General features: G+C 60.9%; 13 protein-coding genes. 3 read left to right on the top strand and 10 right to left on the bottom strand.

What is annotated here, in order from left to right; genetic code table 11:
- Positions 1-10: 10 nt before the first annotated feature.
- The 9 genes from QA648_RS26090 to QA648_RS26050 all read right to left on the bottom strand — a co-directional run bounded on the left by QA648_RS26090 (position 11) and on the right by QA648_RS26050 (position 11705).
- Positions 11-1642 carry an ABC transporter ATP-binding protein gene (locus QA648_RS26090; RefSeq protein WP_283051540.1) on the bottom strand — a complete coding sequence of 544 codons (1632 nt, stop codon included), beginning with the start codon at positions 1640-1642 and terminating at the stop codon, positions 11-13.
- Complete coding sequence (locus tag QA648_RS26085; protein ID WP_260304934.1) at positions 1635-2462, bottom strand: ABC transporter permease; 828 nt, start codon at positions 2460-2462, stop codon at positions 1635-1637. The genes QA648_RS26090 and QA648_RS26085 overlap by 8 nt, the downstream gene beginning before the upstream one ends.
- Entirely contained in the window at positions 2459-3466 is a 1008-nt protein-coding gene (locus QA648_RS26080) for an ABC transporter permease (RefSeq protein WP_283051538.1), read from the bottom strand. The genes QA648_RS26085 and QA648_RS26080 overlap by 4 nt, the downstream gene beginning before the upstream one ends.
- A gap of 97 nt (positions 3467-3563) precedes the next feature.
- Entirely contained in the window at positions 3564-5153 is a 1590-nt protein-coding gene (locus QA648_RS26075) for an ABC transporter substrate-binding protein (protein WP_283051536.1), read from the bottom strand.
- 127 nt (positions 5154-5280) lie between these two features.
- Positions 5281-6063, bottom strand: a complete 783-nt coding sequence (locus QA648_RS26070; protein ID WP_260304937.1) for a carnitinyl-CoA dehydratase — start codon at positions 6061-6063, stop codon at positions 5281-5283.
- Positions 6064-6069: 6 nt separating this feature from the next.
- Positions 6070-8127 (bottom strand): acetate--CoA ligase family protein, encoded by a 2058-nt coding sequence (locus QA648_RS26065; protein ID WP_104826487.1) that lies wholly within the window; start codon positions 8125-8127, stop codon positions 6070-6072.
- Between the two features lie 4 nt (positions 8128-8131).
- Complete coding sequence (locus tag QA648_RS26060) at positions 8132-9292, bottom strand: acyl-CoA dehydrogenase family protein (protein WP_283051533.1); 1161 nt, start codon at positions 9290-9292, stop codon at positions 8132-8134.
- A gap of 12 nt (positions 9293-9304) precedes the next feature.
- Complete coding sequence (locus QA648_RS26055; protein WP_283051532.1) at positions 9305-10795, bottom strand: carnitine 3-dehydrogenase; 1491 nt, start codon at positions 10793-10795, stop codon at positions 9305-9307.
- A 7-nt stretch (positions 10796-10802) separates the two neighbouring features.
- Positions 10803-11705, bottom strand: a complete 903-nt coding sequence (locus tag QA648_RS26050) for a 3-keto-5-aminohexanoate cleavage protein (protein WP_283051530.1) — start codon at positions 11703-11705, stop codon at positions 10803-10805.
- 98 nt (positions 11706-11803) lie between these two features.
- On the opposite strand from QA648_RS26050, the gene QA648_RS26045 reads away from it, so the two are divergent.
- Positions 11804-12802, top strand: coding sequence for a GlxA family transcriptional regulator (locus QA648_RS26045; RefSeq protein ID WP_260304939.1), 999 nt, complete (start codon positions 11804-11806; stop codon positions 12800-12802).
- Here QA648_RS26045 and QA648_RS26040 read toward each other — a convergent pair.
- A complete protein-coding gene (locus tag QA648_RS26040; protein WP_104826492.1) occupies positions 12777-13652 on the bottom strand; it encodes a LysR substrate-binding domain-containing protein in 876 nt (291 codons plus the stop codon). The two genes, QA648_RS26045 and QA648_RS26040, sit on opposite strands and share 26 nt — an antisense overlap.
- Before the next feature lie 116 nt (positions 13653-13768).
- Between QA648_RS26040 and QA648_RS26035 the strand changes: the two genes are divergently transcribed.
- Together QA648_RS26035 and QA648_RS26030 are read left to right on the top strand one after the other, a co-directional pair.
- The gene (locus QA648_RS26035; RefSeq protein ID WP_283051526.1) at positions 13769-14689 is read left to right on the top strand and encodes a DMT family transporter; all 921 of its coding nucleotides are present in this window, start codon (positions 13769-13771) and stop codon (positions 14687-14689) included.
- 225 nt (positions 14690-14914) lie between these two features.
- Entirely contained in the window at positions 14915-15055 is a 141-nt protein-coding gene (locus tag QA648_RS26030) for a hypothetical protein (RefSeq protein ID WP_283051525.1), read from the top strand.
- Positions 15056-15142 lie beyond the last annotated feature (87 nt).

Raw genomic sequence — 15142 nt, 5'->3', positions numbered from 1 at the left:
CGTCATGCTATCAATTTCCCGCGCTTTCCATCTTTCTCGTCGTCAGGACACGCTCCAGCCAACCGATCTCCATTTCGGGCACCGATTTCAACAGCAGATCCGTATAGTCGTCGAAAGGCGGCGAAAGCACCTTCGATTTCGGCCCGAAGCGCACGAGCTTGCCGCGATGCATGACCGCGACACTATCGGCGATGGCACGCACGATGGCGATATCGTGGGTGATGAAGATGTAGGAAAGCTGGGATTCCTCTTGCAGCCGTATCAGCAGTTTCAGGATGCCTTCAGCAACGAGCGGATCAAGCGCCGAGGTGGGCTCGTCGCAGAGGATGAGTTCCGGCTTGGCCGCCAGGGCACGCGCAATCGCGACACGCTGTTTCTGGCCTCCGGAAAGCTCGGCCGGATAACGGTCGATGAAACCATTGCCCATCTCGATCTCTTCGAGCAGCTCTTTCACCCGCGCCGTCTTTGCCGCGCCCCGCAGGCCATAATAGAAGGTGAGGGGACGACCGATGATATCGCGCACCGTCTGGCGGGGATTCATGGCCGTATCGGCCATCTGGTAGATCAGTTGAATGCGCCGCAGCTCGTTGCGTGAGCGGTTTCTGAGGGCTGGAGTCAGCGGTTTCTTATCGAAAGAAATCCCGCCGTCGCTTGGCGGCAGCAGTCCGGTGATGACACGGGCAAGCGTCGATTTACCAGAGCCGGATTCACCGACAATGGCAAGCGTCTGACCTTTTGGTACATGTAGAGAAACATCGTGCAGCACCTTGAAACCGTTCGAATATTGCGCGCTGACGTGTTCGACTTTCAAAAGCGTGTCGGATTGATCGACCGCCTCCTCGCGTGCGGTCTGGCGAACGTTGACGAGCGCGCGGGTATAGTCTTCCCGCGGCGCCTCGATGATCTGCTGCACGGGCCCGTATTCCACCTTTTTGCCGTGCCGCAATACCATGATGTCGTCGGAGATCTGCGCGACGACGGCAAGGTCATGGGTGATGTAAAGGGCTGCCGTATGGGTCTCCTCGATGGCGTGCTTGATCGCCGCCAGAACGTCGATCTGCGTCGTCACGTCGAGTGCGGTCGTCGGCTCGTCGAAGACGATCAGCTCGGGGTTGGAGCAGAGCGCCATCGCGGTCATTGCGCGTTGAAGCTGGCCGCCGGAGACCTGGTGTGGAAAGCGGTCGCCGAAGGTCTCGGGATTGGGCAGGCCAAGGACCCGGAAGAGGTAAAGCGCGCGCTTCCTCGCTTCGTCCTTCGTCATCAAGCCGTGCTTGACGGAGGCTTCTATCACCTGTTCGCCCAGCCTGTGGGCCGGATTGAAGGCCGCCGCAGCCGATTGCGCGACATAGCAGACGCGTGCCCCGCGAATCCTGCGGATGCCTGATTTTCCGATCGGGAGGATATCGACGCCGTTGAGCAACACTGTGCCGCCGATGATTTCGGCGCCGCCGCGGCCATAGGCAAGCGCCGAAAGTCCGATAGTGGATTTGCCGGCGCCGGACTCGCCGATCAGGCCGAGCACCTTGCCCTTCTGTAGATCGAAGGAGACGCCGTTGACGATCGTGACCCGCTTCGGCGGCTCGCCGGGCGGATAGCTGGTCGCTTCGATCTTGAGATCGCGAACGGAAAGAAGCTCAGGCATCGCCACGTCCTCCCTTGAGGCTGGAGGTGCGCTTCAAGAGCCAGTCGACCACCAGATTGACACAGACCGCGAGCGCCGCAATCGCGGAGCCCGGCACGAGAGCGGCGGAAATGCCGAAGATGATGCCGTCCTTATTGTCCTTGACCATGCCGCCCCAATCGGCCGACGGCGGCTGTATGCCGAGCCCGAGGAATGACAGCGTCGACAGGAACAGGATCGAAAAGGCAAAACGCAGGCCGAACTCCGCCAGCAATGGCGAGAGCGTGTTCGGCAGGATTTCACGGAAGATGATCCAGACCTTGCCTTCGCCGCGCAGTTTGGCGGCTTCCACGAACTCCATGACCGCGACGTCCAGCGCGACGGCGCGGCCGAGGCGATAGACGCGCGTGGAATCGAGGATCGCCATGACGAGGATGAGCACGGCGAGATTCTGCGGTAGCACGGCGAGCACCACCAGCGCGAAGATCAAGGTCGGGATGGACATCATCAGATCGTTGAAACGCGAGAAGACCGTGTCGATCAATCCGCGCGAGACAGCGGCGGTGAAGCTGAGGATGATGCCGAGCGAAAACGAAATGATCGTCGCGGCCAGCGCCACGAACAGCGTGGTGCGGGCGCCGTAGATAAGCCGCGAAAGGATATCGCGGCCGAGATTGTCAAGGCCGAAGAAATACTGCGCGTCGGCTGGCTGCCAGACGTTGCCGACGACTTCGGTTTCGCCATAGGGCGCGATCAGGGGGGCAAAGATCGCGCAGATGAAAGCCAGCAGAATGCCGATGATGCCGACCCAGGCAGTGATGGGGATGTCTCTCAATCTCATCGTGGATGCCTCAGGCGCGGGTTGGCGACGATCGCCAGGATATCGGCAACCATGTTGAGCAGGATGTAGACGGCGGCGAAGATCAGGCCGCAGGCCTGGACCACCGGCATGTCGCGCACGGTGACGGCATCGACCATGTACTGGCCCATGCCGGGATAGACGAAGACGACTTCCACCACCACGACACCGACGATGAGATAGGCAAGGTTCAGCGCCACGACGTTGATGATCGGCGCCAGCGCATTGGGGGCGGCATGTTTGACGATCGCGCGGAAGGCGCTGAGACCCTTCAATTCCGCGGTTTCCATGTAGGCGGACGACATCACCGAGAGGATCGCGGCCCGTGTCATGCGCATCATGTGGGCGAGGACGACGAGCACCAGCGTTGCCGTCGGCAGCGCGATGGCCTTCAATCGGTCGACAAAGCCCATACCGTCATAGACGGTCGCCGGAAAGGTCGCGACCCCGAATTTCACGGCGAAAAACAGAATGAGCAGATAACCGATGAAAAATTCCGGCAATGAAATCGCCGCCAGTGAGATCACGTTGATGATCTTGTCGGGCAAACGGTTTCGGAAATGCACGGCCAGCATGCCGAGTCCGACGGCAAGCGGCACGGAGATCACTGCGGCAAAGGCGGCAAGGAAAAGCGAATTGCCGAGACGTTTGCCGATTTGTTCGCTGACGGAGTTCTTGCTGGCCCAGGATGTGCCGAAATCCCCCTGCACGGCGTTGCCGAGCCATTCGACATAGCGAGTGGTCACAGGCCGATTGAGGCCGAGCTCGGCGCGGATATTGGCGACGGCCTGCGGTGTCGCCGACTGGCCGAGATAGGTGGTCGCGAAATCGCCCGGCAAGGCTTCGAGGCCGCCGAAGATCAGGATCGAGACCGCGAAAAGCAGCACGAGGCTGAGCAGGAGACGCTCGACGATGAGCGACAACAGCGGAAAGCGCTGCTTGAACCGCAATCCGGGCAGCACTGTGCTGGGTTGTAGATTGGACATGACTGATGCCTCGCGCTGAAACGTCTGGAGGACCGCGAAGGTTTTCCGCGATCCCGGTTCCGTTAGAGATAAGGGCGTTTCTGCCCTGCTTTGGGCATCAGGTCTCCAACCAGACGCGGGTCGCGACGTAGCCGTTCGACATATCGTTGCCGATGTCGTGGACATAGCCCTTCACCTGCTTGGTGGAGGCGTTCACGAAGTCGTTGAACATCGGCAGAATGACACCGCCCTCGTCGCGGACCATCATCGCCATGCTGCGATAAAGCTCCTTGCGCTTGGCCTCGTCGAGTTCGGAGCGGGCTTCCAGGAGAAGCTTGTCGAAGTCCGGACGCTTGAAGCGGGTGTCGTTCCAATCCGCCGTCGAGAGATAGGCGGTGGAATACATCTGATCCTGCGTCGGGCGGCCGCCCCAATAAGAGGTTGAGAAGGGCTGGACATTCCAGACGTTGGTCCAGTAGCCGTCGCCCGGCTCGCGCTTGACCTCGATGTTGATGCCGGCCTTCTTGCAGCTTTCCTGATAGAGGACCGCGGCGTCGACAGCGCCCGGGAAGGCGACTTCCGAGGTGCGCAGCAGCACGGAGCCGCTGTGGCCGGACTTCTTGTAGTGGAAGGCTGCCTTATCGGGATCGTAGGTACGCTGCTCGATGCCTTCGGGGAAGAGGGCGTAGGTGCTATTGATCGGAAAGTCGTTGCCGACCTTGCCGTAACCGCCGAGGATCTTCTTCACCATGGTTTCGCGGTCCATGGCATATTTCAGCGCCAGGCGAAGGTCGTTATTGTCGAAGGGCGCTGTGGTGCAATGCATGATAAACACGTAATGCCCGCGGCCGGCGGTCGACAGGATTTCGACATTGGGCGCGCGCTTCAACAGGTCCACGGTCTTTGGATCGACGCGATTGATGTAGTGCACCTGACCGGACGACAGCGCGGCGATACGTGCCGTCGCATCGTTCATGCCGATGATTTCGATCGAGTCGACATAACCGCGATCAGTACGCCAATCGTCCTTGTTCTTCTCGAACGTCGCGCGCACGCCGGGCTCGAAACTGACGAGCTTGTAAGGACCGGTGCCGATCGAGGCGAGGGGATCGTCATTACCGCCATTCGGCTGGATGACGAGATGGTAGTCGGAGAGGAGCAACGGCATGTCGGCGTTGCCTTCGGTCAGCGTCAGGACGAGATTGTCGCCGTCGGCCTTGATCTCCTTGATCGATTTCATGACGCCGAGCGCGCCTGATTCCGACTTGCTGTCGGTGTGGCGCTTGAGCGTGGCGACGACGTCGTCGATGGTTAGCTCCTTGCCATTGTGGAACTTGACGCCCTTGCGGATCTTGAAGGTCCAGGTGGCCGCGTCCTTCGACGGCTCCCAGGATTCGGCAAGTGCCGGCACGGCGGCACCGGTCAGGGGATGAGATTCCACCAGCATGTCGCCCCAGCAACGGCCGACGCAGAACATGAACTGTGACAGGAATTTTGCCGGGTCCTTGGAATCGGTTGCGGCACCGCCTTCGAGGCCGAGTTTCAGATGGCCACCGCGCTTCGGTTCGGCTGCCATCGCGCTTTCGGTGAAAAGCTGATCGGCAAGTGCCAATGTCATGCCGGCCGCCATGGCGCGCCCTATGAATTCGCGACGGCTGAGACCGCCGGAGGTCACACGGCTTGCCAAGTGTTTCGTGTAATCTTTCATTCCCCTGTTCCTTCTTCTTGATGCGTTGATAGAACTTTCGGGCAAAGCTTCGGATGCGGTTTCCTCTCCGCCGGAAGCTCGATTGCCCGCGATCATGCGGGAAAATAATGCGGTTGTCGCCGCCTTCTCACTTTCCTTTCCAGATTGGGCTTCGCTTCTCCGCGAATGCCCTTGCGCCTTCCAACTGATCCTCGCTCGAATAGAGGGCATCGACGGTCGCAAACTGCCGTTTGGTGATCTTGTTCATGGCAGTCTGAAACGTCGTTCCCTCCGCTTCGCGGACAATTTCCTTGATGGCTGCGTAGACGAGCGGCGGGCCGCTTTCGAGAAGCCGGGCAAGTTCCCAGGCTCGGCTCATCAATTGATCCGCAGCGACGATCTCATTGACGAAGCCCCAACGATGAGCCTCGGCAACGTCAAGCCAGCGGCCGGTCAGGAGCATGTCCATGGCGATATGATAGGGAATGCGCTTCGGTAATTTGATCGATGCAGCATCTGCGACGGTCCCCGAGCGGATTTCCGGAAGGGCGAAGGTCGCGTGTTCGGCGGCGATGATCAGATCGGTGGAAAGGGCAATCTCCAGGCCGCCGCCGCAACAGATGCCATTGACGGCGCAAATCACCGGCTTGTTGAGATCGCGAAGCTCCTGCAGGCCCCCGAAACCGCCGACGCCATAGTCGCCGTCGACCGCATCGCCGGCGGCAGCCGCCTTCAAATCCCAGCCGGCCGAAAAGAACTTCTCGCCGGCACCGGAAATGATCGCCACGCGCAGATCGGGGTCGTCACGGAAATCGCGGAAGATCAGCCCCATCTCGCGGCTTGTCCCAAGGTCGATGGCGTTCGCCTTCGGTCGGTCGATGATGACCTCCAAGATACCGTTGTCGCGCCTTGTGCCAATGGGGCTGTGCAACTTCCGCTACCTCCTTCGCCGGATGAGGGCATCCGCGGCAATGACGCCACGATTTTCAGGCAGAACCATCAATGGATTAATGTCCAGTTCTTCCAGTCGTGCGGCGTTTTTTACGACATATTCTGCCGCTGATAAGACGGCGTCGGCAACTGCATCGAGACTGCTCTTCGCCCCGCCACGATAGCCTTCGATCAACTTCCTGACCTTCAGCCGCGATATGGCGTCCAACACGTCTGTCTTCGTCACGGGAAGGGCTAAAATAACGGAGTCTTCAAGCAATTCCACTAGGATTCCACCCGCGCCGATCGTCAATGCCAATCCGACGACGGGATCGCGTACGGCGCCGACGATCAACTCGGCGACGGGGCGCTCGACCATCCGTTCGACGAGGTATCCGGAGGCGATCGGAACCATCCGCTGCGCCGCTCTTTGCACCGCCTCCACATCCCAGAGGTTGAGTGCGACGGCTCCGACCTCGGACTTGTGTTCGACGCCCAACGCCTTCAGGGCAACAGGAAAGCCGATACGGCGCGCCTGTTCTGCGGCCTCGCTCGGATTGGATGCCGTTTCGCCTAAGGGAATGGCGAGACCGGCGGCGGACAACTCCGCTTTGGCCGCCGCCTCGCTCAAGGTTTCGATCTCGCCTGCGATCACGGGAATATCGAGCAGCGGTAGCGGGGATTGAGCACGCCAGGCCATTCCGATCCGGCTTGCCACTTCCGCCGCCGTGATGGCTTCGCTAATGCCGCAGAGAGGCACTATGCCATCCCGCATTAGCTGCAAGGCAATCGTTTCCGGCATGTTTTCCGGCAGCGTCGCCAGGATGCCAGCGCGGGCGCCAGTGCGTTTTGCCGCAGCAGCAACGGCGGCAACCGTCGTCATCCAGTCCGCTGCATCGCAACGATCGTCGCGCGGAAAATCGAGGACGATCAGATTGAGCGCGTAGTCGCCTTCGAACATGGCGGTGAAGGCCTCCGATTGGCGTGAAAGATCGCCCCAAACGAAGGTGTGGTAGTCGAGAGGATTGGAGAGCGTCACCATCTCGCCGAGGCTGTGCCGCAAGGCCGGCAATTGCTCCGGTTTCAGAGCGCGAAAATCCACCGCCCGGCCGGTCGCAGCATCGGCCATTAGCGAGGCCTCCCCGCCGGAACAGCTCATCGAAGAGATCGCATTGCTTTGCAGTGGGCCAGTCACGTGCAGCAGTTTCAGCGTTTCGACGAGTTCCGGCAGGGTCGCGACCCGGCCGATGCCGAGGCGAGCGAGAACCGCATCGGCAACGGCATCGCTGCCGGCCAGGGATGCCGTATGCGAAACGGCGGCGCGCTGCGCCTGTTCGGATTTGCCGACCTTCAGAGCGATGACGGGTTTGCGCAATTCCCTCGCACGCACGGCAAGTTTTTGAAGGGTCTGGACGTTGCCGAACCCCTCGATATGCAGGCCGATCGCCGTAACGCGAGGATCTTCCAGGACGGCGAGGGCGAGATCGCACAATCCGATCTGCGCCTGGTTGCCTGCCGTCATCAGATAGCTGATGGGGAGGCCACGCCTTTGCATGGAGAGATTGATGGCGATGTTCGAGGATTGGGTGAGAATGGCAACACCGCGTTCGACACGCACCATTCCGTGCTGATCGGGCCAGAGCAGGGCGCCATCGAGACCGTTGATCACGCCATAACAATTCGGCCCGACGATCGGCATGTCGCCGGCCGCATCGACCAAGGCCTCCTGCAAAGTGGCACCATCGGCCAGTTCGGCGACGGCTTCGCTGAAGCCGGAGGCGTAGCAGACGGCGCCGCCGGCGCCTCTGGCTGAAAGCGCGCGCACGATATCGATAGTCAGCATCCGGTTAACACCGACGAAGGCGGCATCCGGTGCGGCGGGCAGGTCTTCCACCGATCGATAACAGCGGCGCCCAAGTACGTTATCGAGCGTCGGATGCACCGGCCAGATGTCCCCGGCAAAACCCATGCGATCGCATTGTTCGATGACCCGGCGCGCCTCACGGCCGCCGAAGACGGCGATCGTTTGCGGTCTGATCAGGCGATCGAGCGGGCGTTGCGTCATCCGATCACGCTCCGAATGGCCGCAGCAGATCGCGGCTGATGATGTGACGCTGAATTTCCGAGGTTCCGTCCCAGATGCGTTCGACGCGCGCATCGCGCCAGAAACGGGCAAGCGGCAGGTCGTCCATCAAGCCCATGCCGCCGAAAATCTGGATCGCCTCGTCGGTGACGCGGGCAAGCATTTCGGAGGCGTAGAGCTTGGCGGACGCAATCTCGCGATTGGCCGGGATGCCGGCATCCAGTTTCCACGCGGCGGATAGTGTCAGCAGGTCGGCGGCGTCGATCTCCGTGATCATGTCGGCAAGCTTGAACGACACGCCCTGATTGGCGCCTATCGGTTTGCCGAATTGTTTCCGCTCCGCCGCATAGGGCAGCGCCAGATCGAAGACACGGCGAGCGCGCCCGACACAGCTCGCGGCGACCGTCAGACGCGTCCCGTAAAGCCACTCATTGGCAATATCGAAGCCGCGATGCACCCCACCCAGCACTTGGGATTTAGGCAGACGGCAATCCGTGAAGCTCAGTATGACGTTGTGATAGCCGCGATGGGAAACTGAATCGTAGCCCTTGAGGATCTCGAACCCCGGCGTGCCGCGATCGACCAGGAAAGCGGTGATCTTCTTCTTCACGCCCCTCGGCGTTTCCTCTTCGCCGGTTGCGGCAAAGACGATGACGAAATCGGCGATGTCTGCGTGCGAGATGAAATGTTTGGTGCCGTTCAGAACGAAATCGTCGCCATCCTGCCGGGCTGCGCATTTCATGCCGCGCATGTCGGAGCCGGCGTCGGGTTCGGTGATGGCGAGCGCGTCAATCTTCTCGCCACGCACGGCCGGCAGAAGATAGCGTTCGCGCTGCTCGCCCTCGCAGGCCATCAGAATTCCGGAAGGGCGGCCGAAGAAGACGGTGAGCCCCATCGAGCCCCGACCCAGCTCGCGCTCGACAAGGGTGAAGGTGACGTGATCAAGCCCGGCGCCACCGATTTCCTCGGGGAAATTGCAGGCATAGAAGCCGAGCTCGATGCATTTGCGCCGGATCTCGTCGCCAAGCTCAGGCGGCACGAGGCCGGTGCGCTCGACCTCGTTCTCATGCGGATAAATCTCCGTCTCCACGAAGTCGCGGACCGTCTGGACGATCATCTCCTGCTCTTCGTTGAGCCCGAAATTCATGATCGCTTCCTCCTAGCGCTTTTGTCCGACATGACGCCCGACGCCTTCGGGCACAGGCAGTCTTGCATGGGCCTCGGCAATCGGCCTTATTTTGCTCAGCACCTCCTCCGGTGCGGGAGCGGCTTTTCCGGCTTTGGCATCGACATGCAGCAACATCTGTTCGGCGGTGGCGATGGCTTCGCCGTTTGCCGTGTCGTAGATCGTATGGAACACATGCAGTCGCTTCTCGTCGGCTGACAGAAGCTGGCAGGTCGAATGGATGGCTTGTCCGAGCTTGGCTTCGCCGAGATGGCGGATATGCGTCTCCACGGTATAGTAGCTGTAACCGCGCTCCACATAGGCGAGGTCGACGCCGATCAGACGCAGCAACGCGTCAGACGTGTCGCCGAAGACCTGCAGATAGCGATGCTCGGTCATGTGACCGTTGTAGTCCACCCATGCAGGGCTGACTTTGGTTTCGATCAGACGCAGAGGCTGCGCGACATCCGACAGCATTTTGCCGCCGCCGGCGGAGGCCCAGAGGCCGTGCTCGAATTCCTTAAGCAGCTTGCCGGCGCCCCAGCCCTTGCCGCCATGGCCGCCCTTCAGCGTCTGCAGGATGCCGACGAGATTTTCGTCGCGAATGCGCTCCAGCTCGCGGATCGACAGGCCTGCCGCCTGTTCGTCCGACTGCTGGCCGATCTTTTCGACAAGGGCGTCGTCGAGATCGACGACATCCATAAGCTTCGTCCAGTTCCATTGCAGGGCCGGGCCGAACTGCGCCAGGAAGTGCCGCATACCCGCTTCGCCGCCGGCAATGCGGTAGGTCTGGAACAGACCCATCTGCGCCCAGCGCAGGCCGAAGGAATAGCGGATGACGTCATCCAGCGTCTCTACCGTGCAGATATCGTCCTTGATCAGCCAAAGCGCCTCGCGCCACAGGGCTTCCAGCAGACGGTCGCCGACGAAAGCTTCGATCTCCTTGGCAATGTGCACGCCCTTCATGCCGATTGGCGGCAGTCGCTCCATCGCTGCCCTGATCGTCGCAGCACTGGTCTTTTCGCCACCGACGATCTCGACGAGCGGCAGCAGATAGACAGGGTTATAGGGGTGGGCGACGAAGAGGCGCTCGGGGTGGCGCATGTCGCGCTGCAGGTCCGTCGGCAGCAGCCCGGAAGTCGATGAGCCGATGAGAGCATCGGGCTTTGCGGCCGCATCGATTTGCGTCAGCACGCTGCGCTTGAGGTCCAGCCGCTCGGGCACGCTTTCCTGGATCCAGTCGGCATCGCCGACGGCCGCTTCCAGCGTATCCTTGAAGATGAGCTTGCCACGCGGCGGAAGCGGCGCACCGGTCAGCATCGCATAGGCTTTTTCCGCGTTCGCCAGAACTTCGCCGACGATGCGGGTCGCTTCCGGATGCGGGTCGAAGACATCGACATCGATACCCGCCAGCAGAAAGCGGGCAATCCATCCGCCGCCGATGACGCCGCCGCCGATGCAGGCTGCCTTGTTGATCCTGGTCATGGTGGCCTCAGCGCTTCGTCAGTTTTAGCTTCTTGCGGACATCCTCGGGGCCGATGATGCGCGCGCCCATGCCTTCGACCACCTGCACCGCCTTTTCGACGAGCTGCGCATTGGTCGCGAGCATGCCCTTTCCGGCATAGAGATTGTCCTCGAGCCCAACGCGAACGTTGCCGCCGGCAAGGATCGCCGCCGCCGGATAGGCCATGGCGTTACGGCCGATCGAAAAGGCCGAGAAGGTCCAGCTTTCGGGAACGTTATTGACCATCGCCATAAAGGTGTTGAGGTCATCGGGCGCCCCCCAGGGGATGCCCATGCAAAGCTGGATGAGGACCGGGTCCTCAATAAGACCCTCCTCGGCAAGCTGCTTGGCAAACCAGAGATGACCGGTATCGAAAGCTTCGATCTCGGGACGCACGCCGAGATCCGTCATCTTCTTTGCCATCGCCCGCAGCATGGTGGGCGTGTTGGTCATGACATAGTCGCCGAGACTGAAGTTCATCGTGCCGCAATCGAGCGTGCAGATTTCCGGCAGGCATTCGGCGACGTGGCTGACGCGCTCGGAGGCGCCTGCCATGTCAGTACCGCGGGCGTTAAGGGGCAGGGGGCTTTCAACATCGCCGAAGATCAGGTCGCCGCCCATGCCGGCGGTCAGGTTGAGCACCACATCGACATCCGCAGAGCGGATGCGATCCGTCACTTCCCTGTAGAGATCGTTGCGGCGGCTCGCGGCGCCGGTCTCGGGGTCGCGGACATGGCAGTGGACGACGGCGGCACCAGCCTTGGCGGCATCGATCGCGGATTCCGCGATCTGCTTGGGAGTGATCGGAACATGGCTGGATTTGGAAACCGTGTCGCCGGCGCCGGTGACGGCGCAGGTGATGAAGACATCGCGGTTCATCGCAAGAGGCATTTTTGTTCTCCCTCGTATTGAGCCCATTACGAGGCATGCGACGTTCCCATGCTTTGCATTTTCGGAAGAAAACGATACATTACCGGAAATATCAGGGAATGCCCGTGCTGACTTCGTCCAACACACCACTCGACATCGATCTGCTGGTGCTTCCGGAAACGAACCTGATCCTGATTGCTTCGGTGATCGAACCGTTGCGTGGGGCCAATCGTATCTCCGGAGCCGAGATCTATCGCTGGCGCTTGTTTACACTTGATGGCGCGCCCGTCGAAACGACGAGCCATATCCCGGTTCCTGCGTCGGGCGGCTTCCGCCCCACAAGCGACACCACTCCGCTCTTCGTGCTGGCGAGCTACAATTGGCGGCGCAGCGCGACGCAGGCGCTGAAGATGCAATTGTCGCAGACGGCGCGCTACCGTTCGATGATGGCGGGCATCGAATCCGGTAGTTGGCTGCTCGCCGAGGCAAGCCTTCTCGACGATGTTTCGGCGGCTGTTCATTGGGAGGATTTCGACGATTTCGCGCTAGCCTATCCGCAGGTCCGTGCCGTCAAGGATCGTTTCGTGATCGACGGCAAGCGCATCACCACCGCCGGCTCGCTGCCGACCGTCGACCTGATGCTGGAGATCATCCGGCGGCGGCAGGGCTATTCACTTGCGCTCGAAGTCAGCAGGCTTTTTATCTACGAGCCGGCCAATACGCGGAGCGCGGCTGAGCTTTCGCCCTCGACCGCCGGCTTGCGGATGCGCGACCCGCGCGTTGCACAGGCCATTCGTCTGATGGAGGAAAACATCGAGCAACCGCTGGTCCTGACGCGCCTGGCGCGGCGCATCGGCCTCAGCGCTCGCCATCTCCAGGCGCTCTTTCAGGAAAGCATCGGCGCGCCTCCACATGTGCATTATCTCGCCCTTCGGCTCAACGCCGCGCGCCGCAAGGTGATCGAGACCAAGGATTCTTTCGCTGAGATTGCCGCGGCAACCGGCTTCAACTCGGCTTCGGCATTTTCCCGAAGCTATCGCGCCAGTTTTTCGGAAAGTCCCTCCGGCACGCGGCGGCGCCTGCGCGGGCGCTCTACGGCTGCAGCAGAGCCGACATAGGCTGGAAGGCTTCCCGCACCATTTCCGCGAGCTCCTGGATCGCCTCGCTGGAATGATAGGGATTGCGGCGAAGCACGACGCGCGAGGAATCGACCGGCGGAAAGCCGTCGTCGCTCGTCAGCTCCCGGCAGCCATGCGGAATGTTGCTGCGGGATAGTGTCGTAACGGCAAGGCCGGCGGAGACGGCGTTTTTCAGGCCGGAACTGGTATCGGCAACGAAGGCGATGCGATAGGGCCGCGCCTGCTGCTCCAGGGAACGCAGGGCAAAGTCGCGCGCCCAGGTCGAGTTCCGGTATGTTGCAACAGGCAGCGGCGTTGCGTCATGCAAGCGGTGCACCAATGATGTCACCCAGACTGTCGGATCGATGCAGAGCACCTCGCCAGTGGTCTGATTGCTCCAGTCGAAGACCACAGCGATATCGAGTTCGTCCTTCTCCAGCGCGCTGAGATTTCGAGCGGTGTAGTCGCAGGAAACGGTCACTTCGACGGCCGGGTGCCGGACAGCGAAGGCGGCAAGCGCCGCGGGCAGGACAGTCTGGCTGTATTCTTCTGGAATTCCGATCCGCACAGGTCCATTCAACGGCTTGGTGCGGATCGTCGCAGCGGCCTCGTTCAAGAGGTCGACGATCCGTCGGGCGTAGGGCAGCAACTGATTTCCCGGCCGGGTCAGCACGACCCCACGTGCGCTTCTTTCGAATAGCGCCTCGCCGACAATTTCTTCGAGACGCTTGATTTGGGCGCTGACGGCCGATTGCGTGCGGCCAATGCGCTGTGCGGCAACGGAAAAATTCGACGTCTCGGTGATGATGAGAAACGTCCGGAGCAAATCGCTTTCGATGGGTTCGCGCATGGGCAAGCCACAAAAATTTCCGATGGCATATATCTCTACTATTCGTTTGTCTGATGTCAAATATCGGCGCACACAGGGGCGATCCGTTCAGGTGCTTCGCTTCCGAGATACCGCACATGACCATTCAGGCCCCCGCCAGATCATTCTCTGCCAATGAGTACGAAAAGGGCGTCGCCCTCGTCGTTGCGGCAACGCTCGCTTGGAGCGCCAGCGGCGTCTATGCGCGGCTGCTGACGACGGATATCTGGACGGCGATCGCCTGGCGGTCCCTGTTCGGCGGATTGTTCCTGCTGATCCCGAGCTTCTTTCTTGAAGGCGGATTCTCGCGTCGCCAATGGAGCTCGGTCTTTCACCCGTCGGGGCTTGCGATGATCGCCTGCCAAACCTTCAGCCAGGCCTGCTTCATCGGCGCGCTTTATATGACCACAGTCGCGAATGTGACCATGATCTATGCCACGGCGCCCTTCATCGCCGCCTTCCTCGGCTGGGCGATCTTGAAGGAGCGGGTGCCGCGGAGAACGCTGATTGCAGGCGGCGTCTGCCTGCTCGGCGTGGCGATCATCGTTGCCTCCTCGATCGGCGGCGGCACCGGTCTCGGCGATCTCCTAGCGCTCGGGATGACGGCCTCATTCGCCCTGGTCATCATCATTCCGCGCATCGACCGCAGTGTACCGAGCCTGCCGCCGACTATCATCGGTGCCTTCCTGACACTCGTCATCTTTGCGCCGTTCAGCTCGGTCGGTTCGCTCGATCTGCACAACTGGCTGGTGCTTGCCGCCTTTGGAGCAACCAATTTCTCCTTTGCGCTCGTCCTGTTTCTCGCCGGCGCGAAGCGCATGCCGCCCGCGGACGCCGCTCTTATCGGGACGATGGAGATTGTGCTCACGCCATTCTGGGTCTGGCTGTTTTTTTCCGAAAAACCGCCGCTTGCCACCTTCGTCGGCGGCGCCATCATTCTTGCCACCGTCCTCTGGCACACGTTCATCGATCTCAAGAAGAGCCGGCGCAGCCCAGAGCCTAGAACAAGATGCCCGTAAGACCAGACCTGGAAGGACCGAGAGGAGCAATATGACCTCAGCGATCTCCATGACGAATATAAATATTCTCTTATAAGCTGTATATTTGTTCAGCTAACATTCATTTAGCGGAAGGCAAATAAACAATCGCCGCAACGCCTTGCGGTTGATTGAGGCTCGGCTGCTGACAGCTCACGAGGCAGGCGGCCGGGCCTCTCAAGTCCCTGAACGGCACGGATAACTCGCATGCGGCTGCTTCTCGCTTTGATTGACTGGCTCTCGGAGCGACGCCGGAAGCGGGCGGAGCAGGAGACCGTTCACTATTCCGCCGATGATCCATGGGTGCTCCGGCAGATCGAAGCGTTCGAGCGAGAATTGAAGCAATAAAGCGCACCAGTGAAATGCGGACGTAGAGCCGGACGTTTTCCTCCGGATCGACCGATATTGATAATGACTTGGACCTCACACGAGTCA

It is taken from the genome of Rhizobium sp. CB3171 (assembly GCF_029714265.1).
GTDB lineage: Bacteria > Pseudomonadota > Alphaproteobacteria > Rhizobiales > Rhizobiaceae > Rhizobium.
The sequence above is the reverse complement of the archived record's forward strand: the minus strand, read 5'-3'. Positions and strand labels throughout refer to the sequence as shown.

Excerpts from the sequence above, each read along its gene's own strand:
- QA648_RS26090 (WP_283051540.1), bottom strand. The coding sequence starts at position 1,642 with ATGCCTGAGCTTCTTTCCGTTCGCGATCTCAAGATCGAAGCGACCAGC.
- QA648_RS26085 (WP_260304934.1), bottom strand. The coding sequence starts at position 2,462 with ATGAGATTGAGAGACATCCCCATCACTGCCTGGGTCGGCATCATCGGC.
- QA648_RS26080 (WP_283051538.1), bottom strand. The coding sequence starts at position 3,466 with ATGTCCAATCTACAACCCAGCACAGTGCTGCCCGGATTGCGGTTCAAG.
- QA648_RS26075 (WP_283051536.1), bottom strand. The coding sequence starts at position 5,153 with ATGAAAGATTACACGAAACACTTGGCAAGCCGTGTGACCTCCGGCGGT.
- QA648_RS26065 (WP_104826487.1), bottom strand. The coding sequence starts at position 8,127 with ATGACGCAACGCCCGCTCGATCGCCTGATCAGACCGCAAACGATCGCC.
- QA648_RS26060 (WP_283051533.1), bottom strand. The coding sequence starts at position 9,292 with ATGAATTTCGGGCTCAACGAAGAGCAGGAGATGATCGTCCAGACGGTC.
- QA648_RS26055 (WP_283051532.1), bottom strand. The coding sequence starts at position 10,795 with ATGACCAGGATCAACAAGGCAGCCTGCATCGGCGGCGGCGTCATCGGC.
- QA648_RS26050 (WP_283051530.1), bottom strand. The coding sequence starts at position 11,705 with ATGCCTCTTGCGATGAACCGCGATGTCTTCATCACCTGCGCCGTCACC.
- QA648_RS26045 (WP_260304939.1), top strand. The coding sequence starts at position 11,804 with ATGCCCGTGCTGACTTCGTCCAACACACCACTCGACATCGATCTGCTG.
- QA648_RS26040 (WP_104826492.1), bottom strand. The coding sequence starts at position 13,652 with ATGCGCGAACCCATCGAAAGCGATTTGCTCCGGACGTTTCTCATCATC.
- QA648_RS26035 (WP_283051526.1), top strand. The coding sequence starts at position 13,769 with ATGACCATTCAGGCCCCCGCCAGATCATTCTCTGCCAATGAGTACGAA.
- QA648_RS26030 (WP_283051525.1), top strand. The coding sequence starts at position 14,915 with ATGCGGCTGCTTCTCGCTTTGATTGACTGGCTCTCGGAGCGACGCCGG.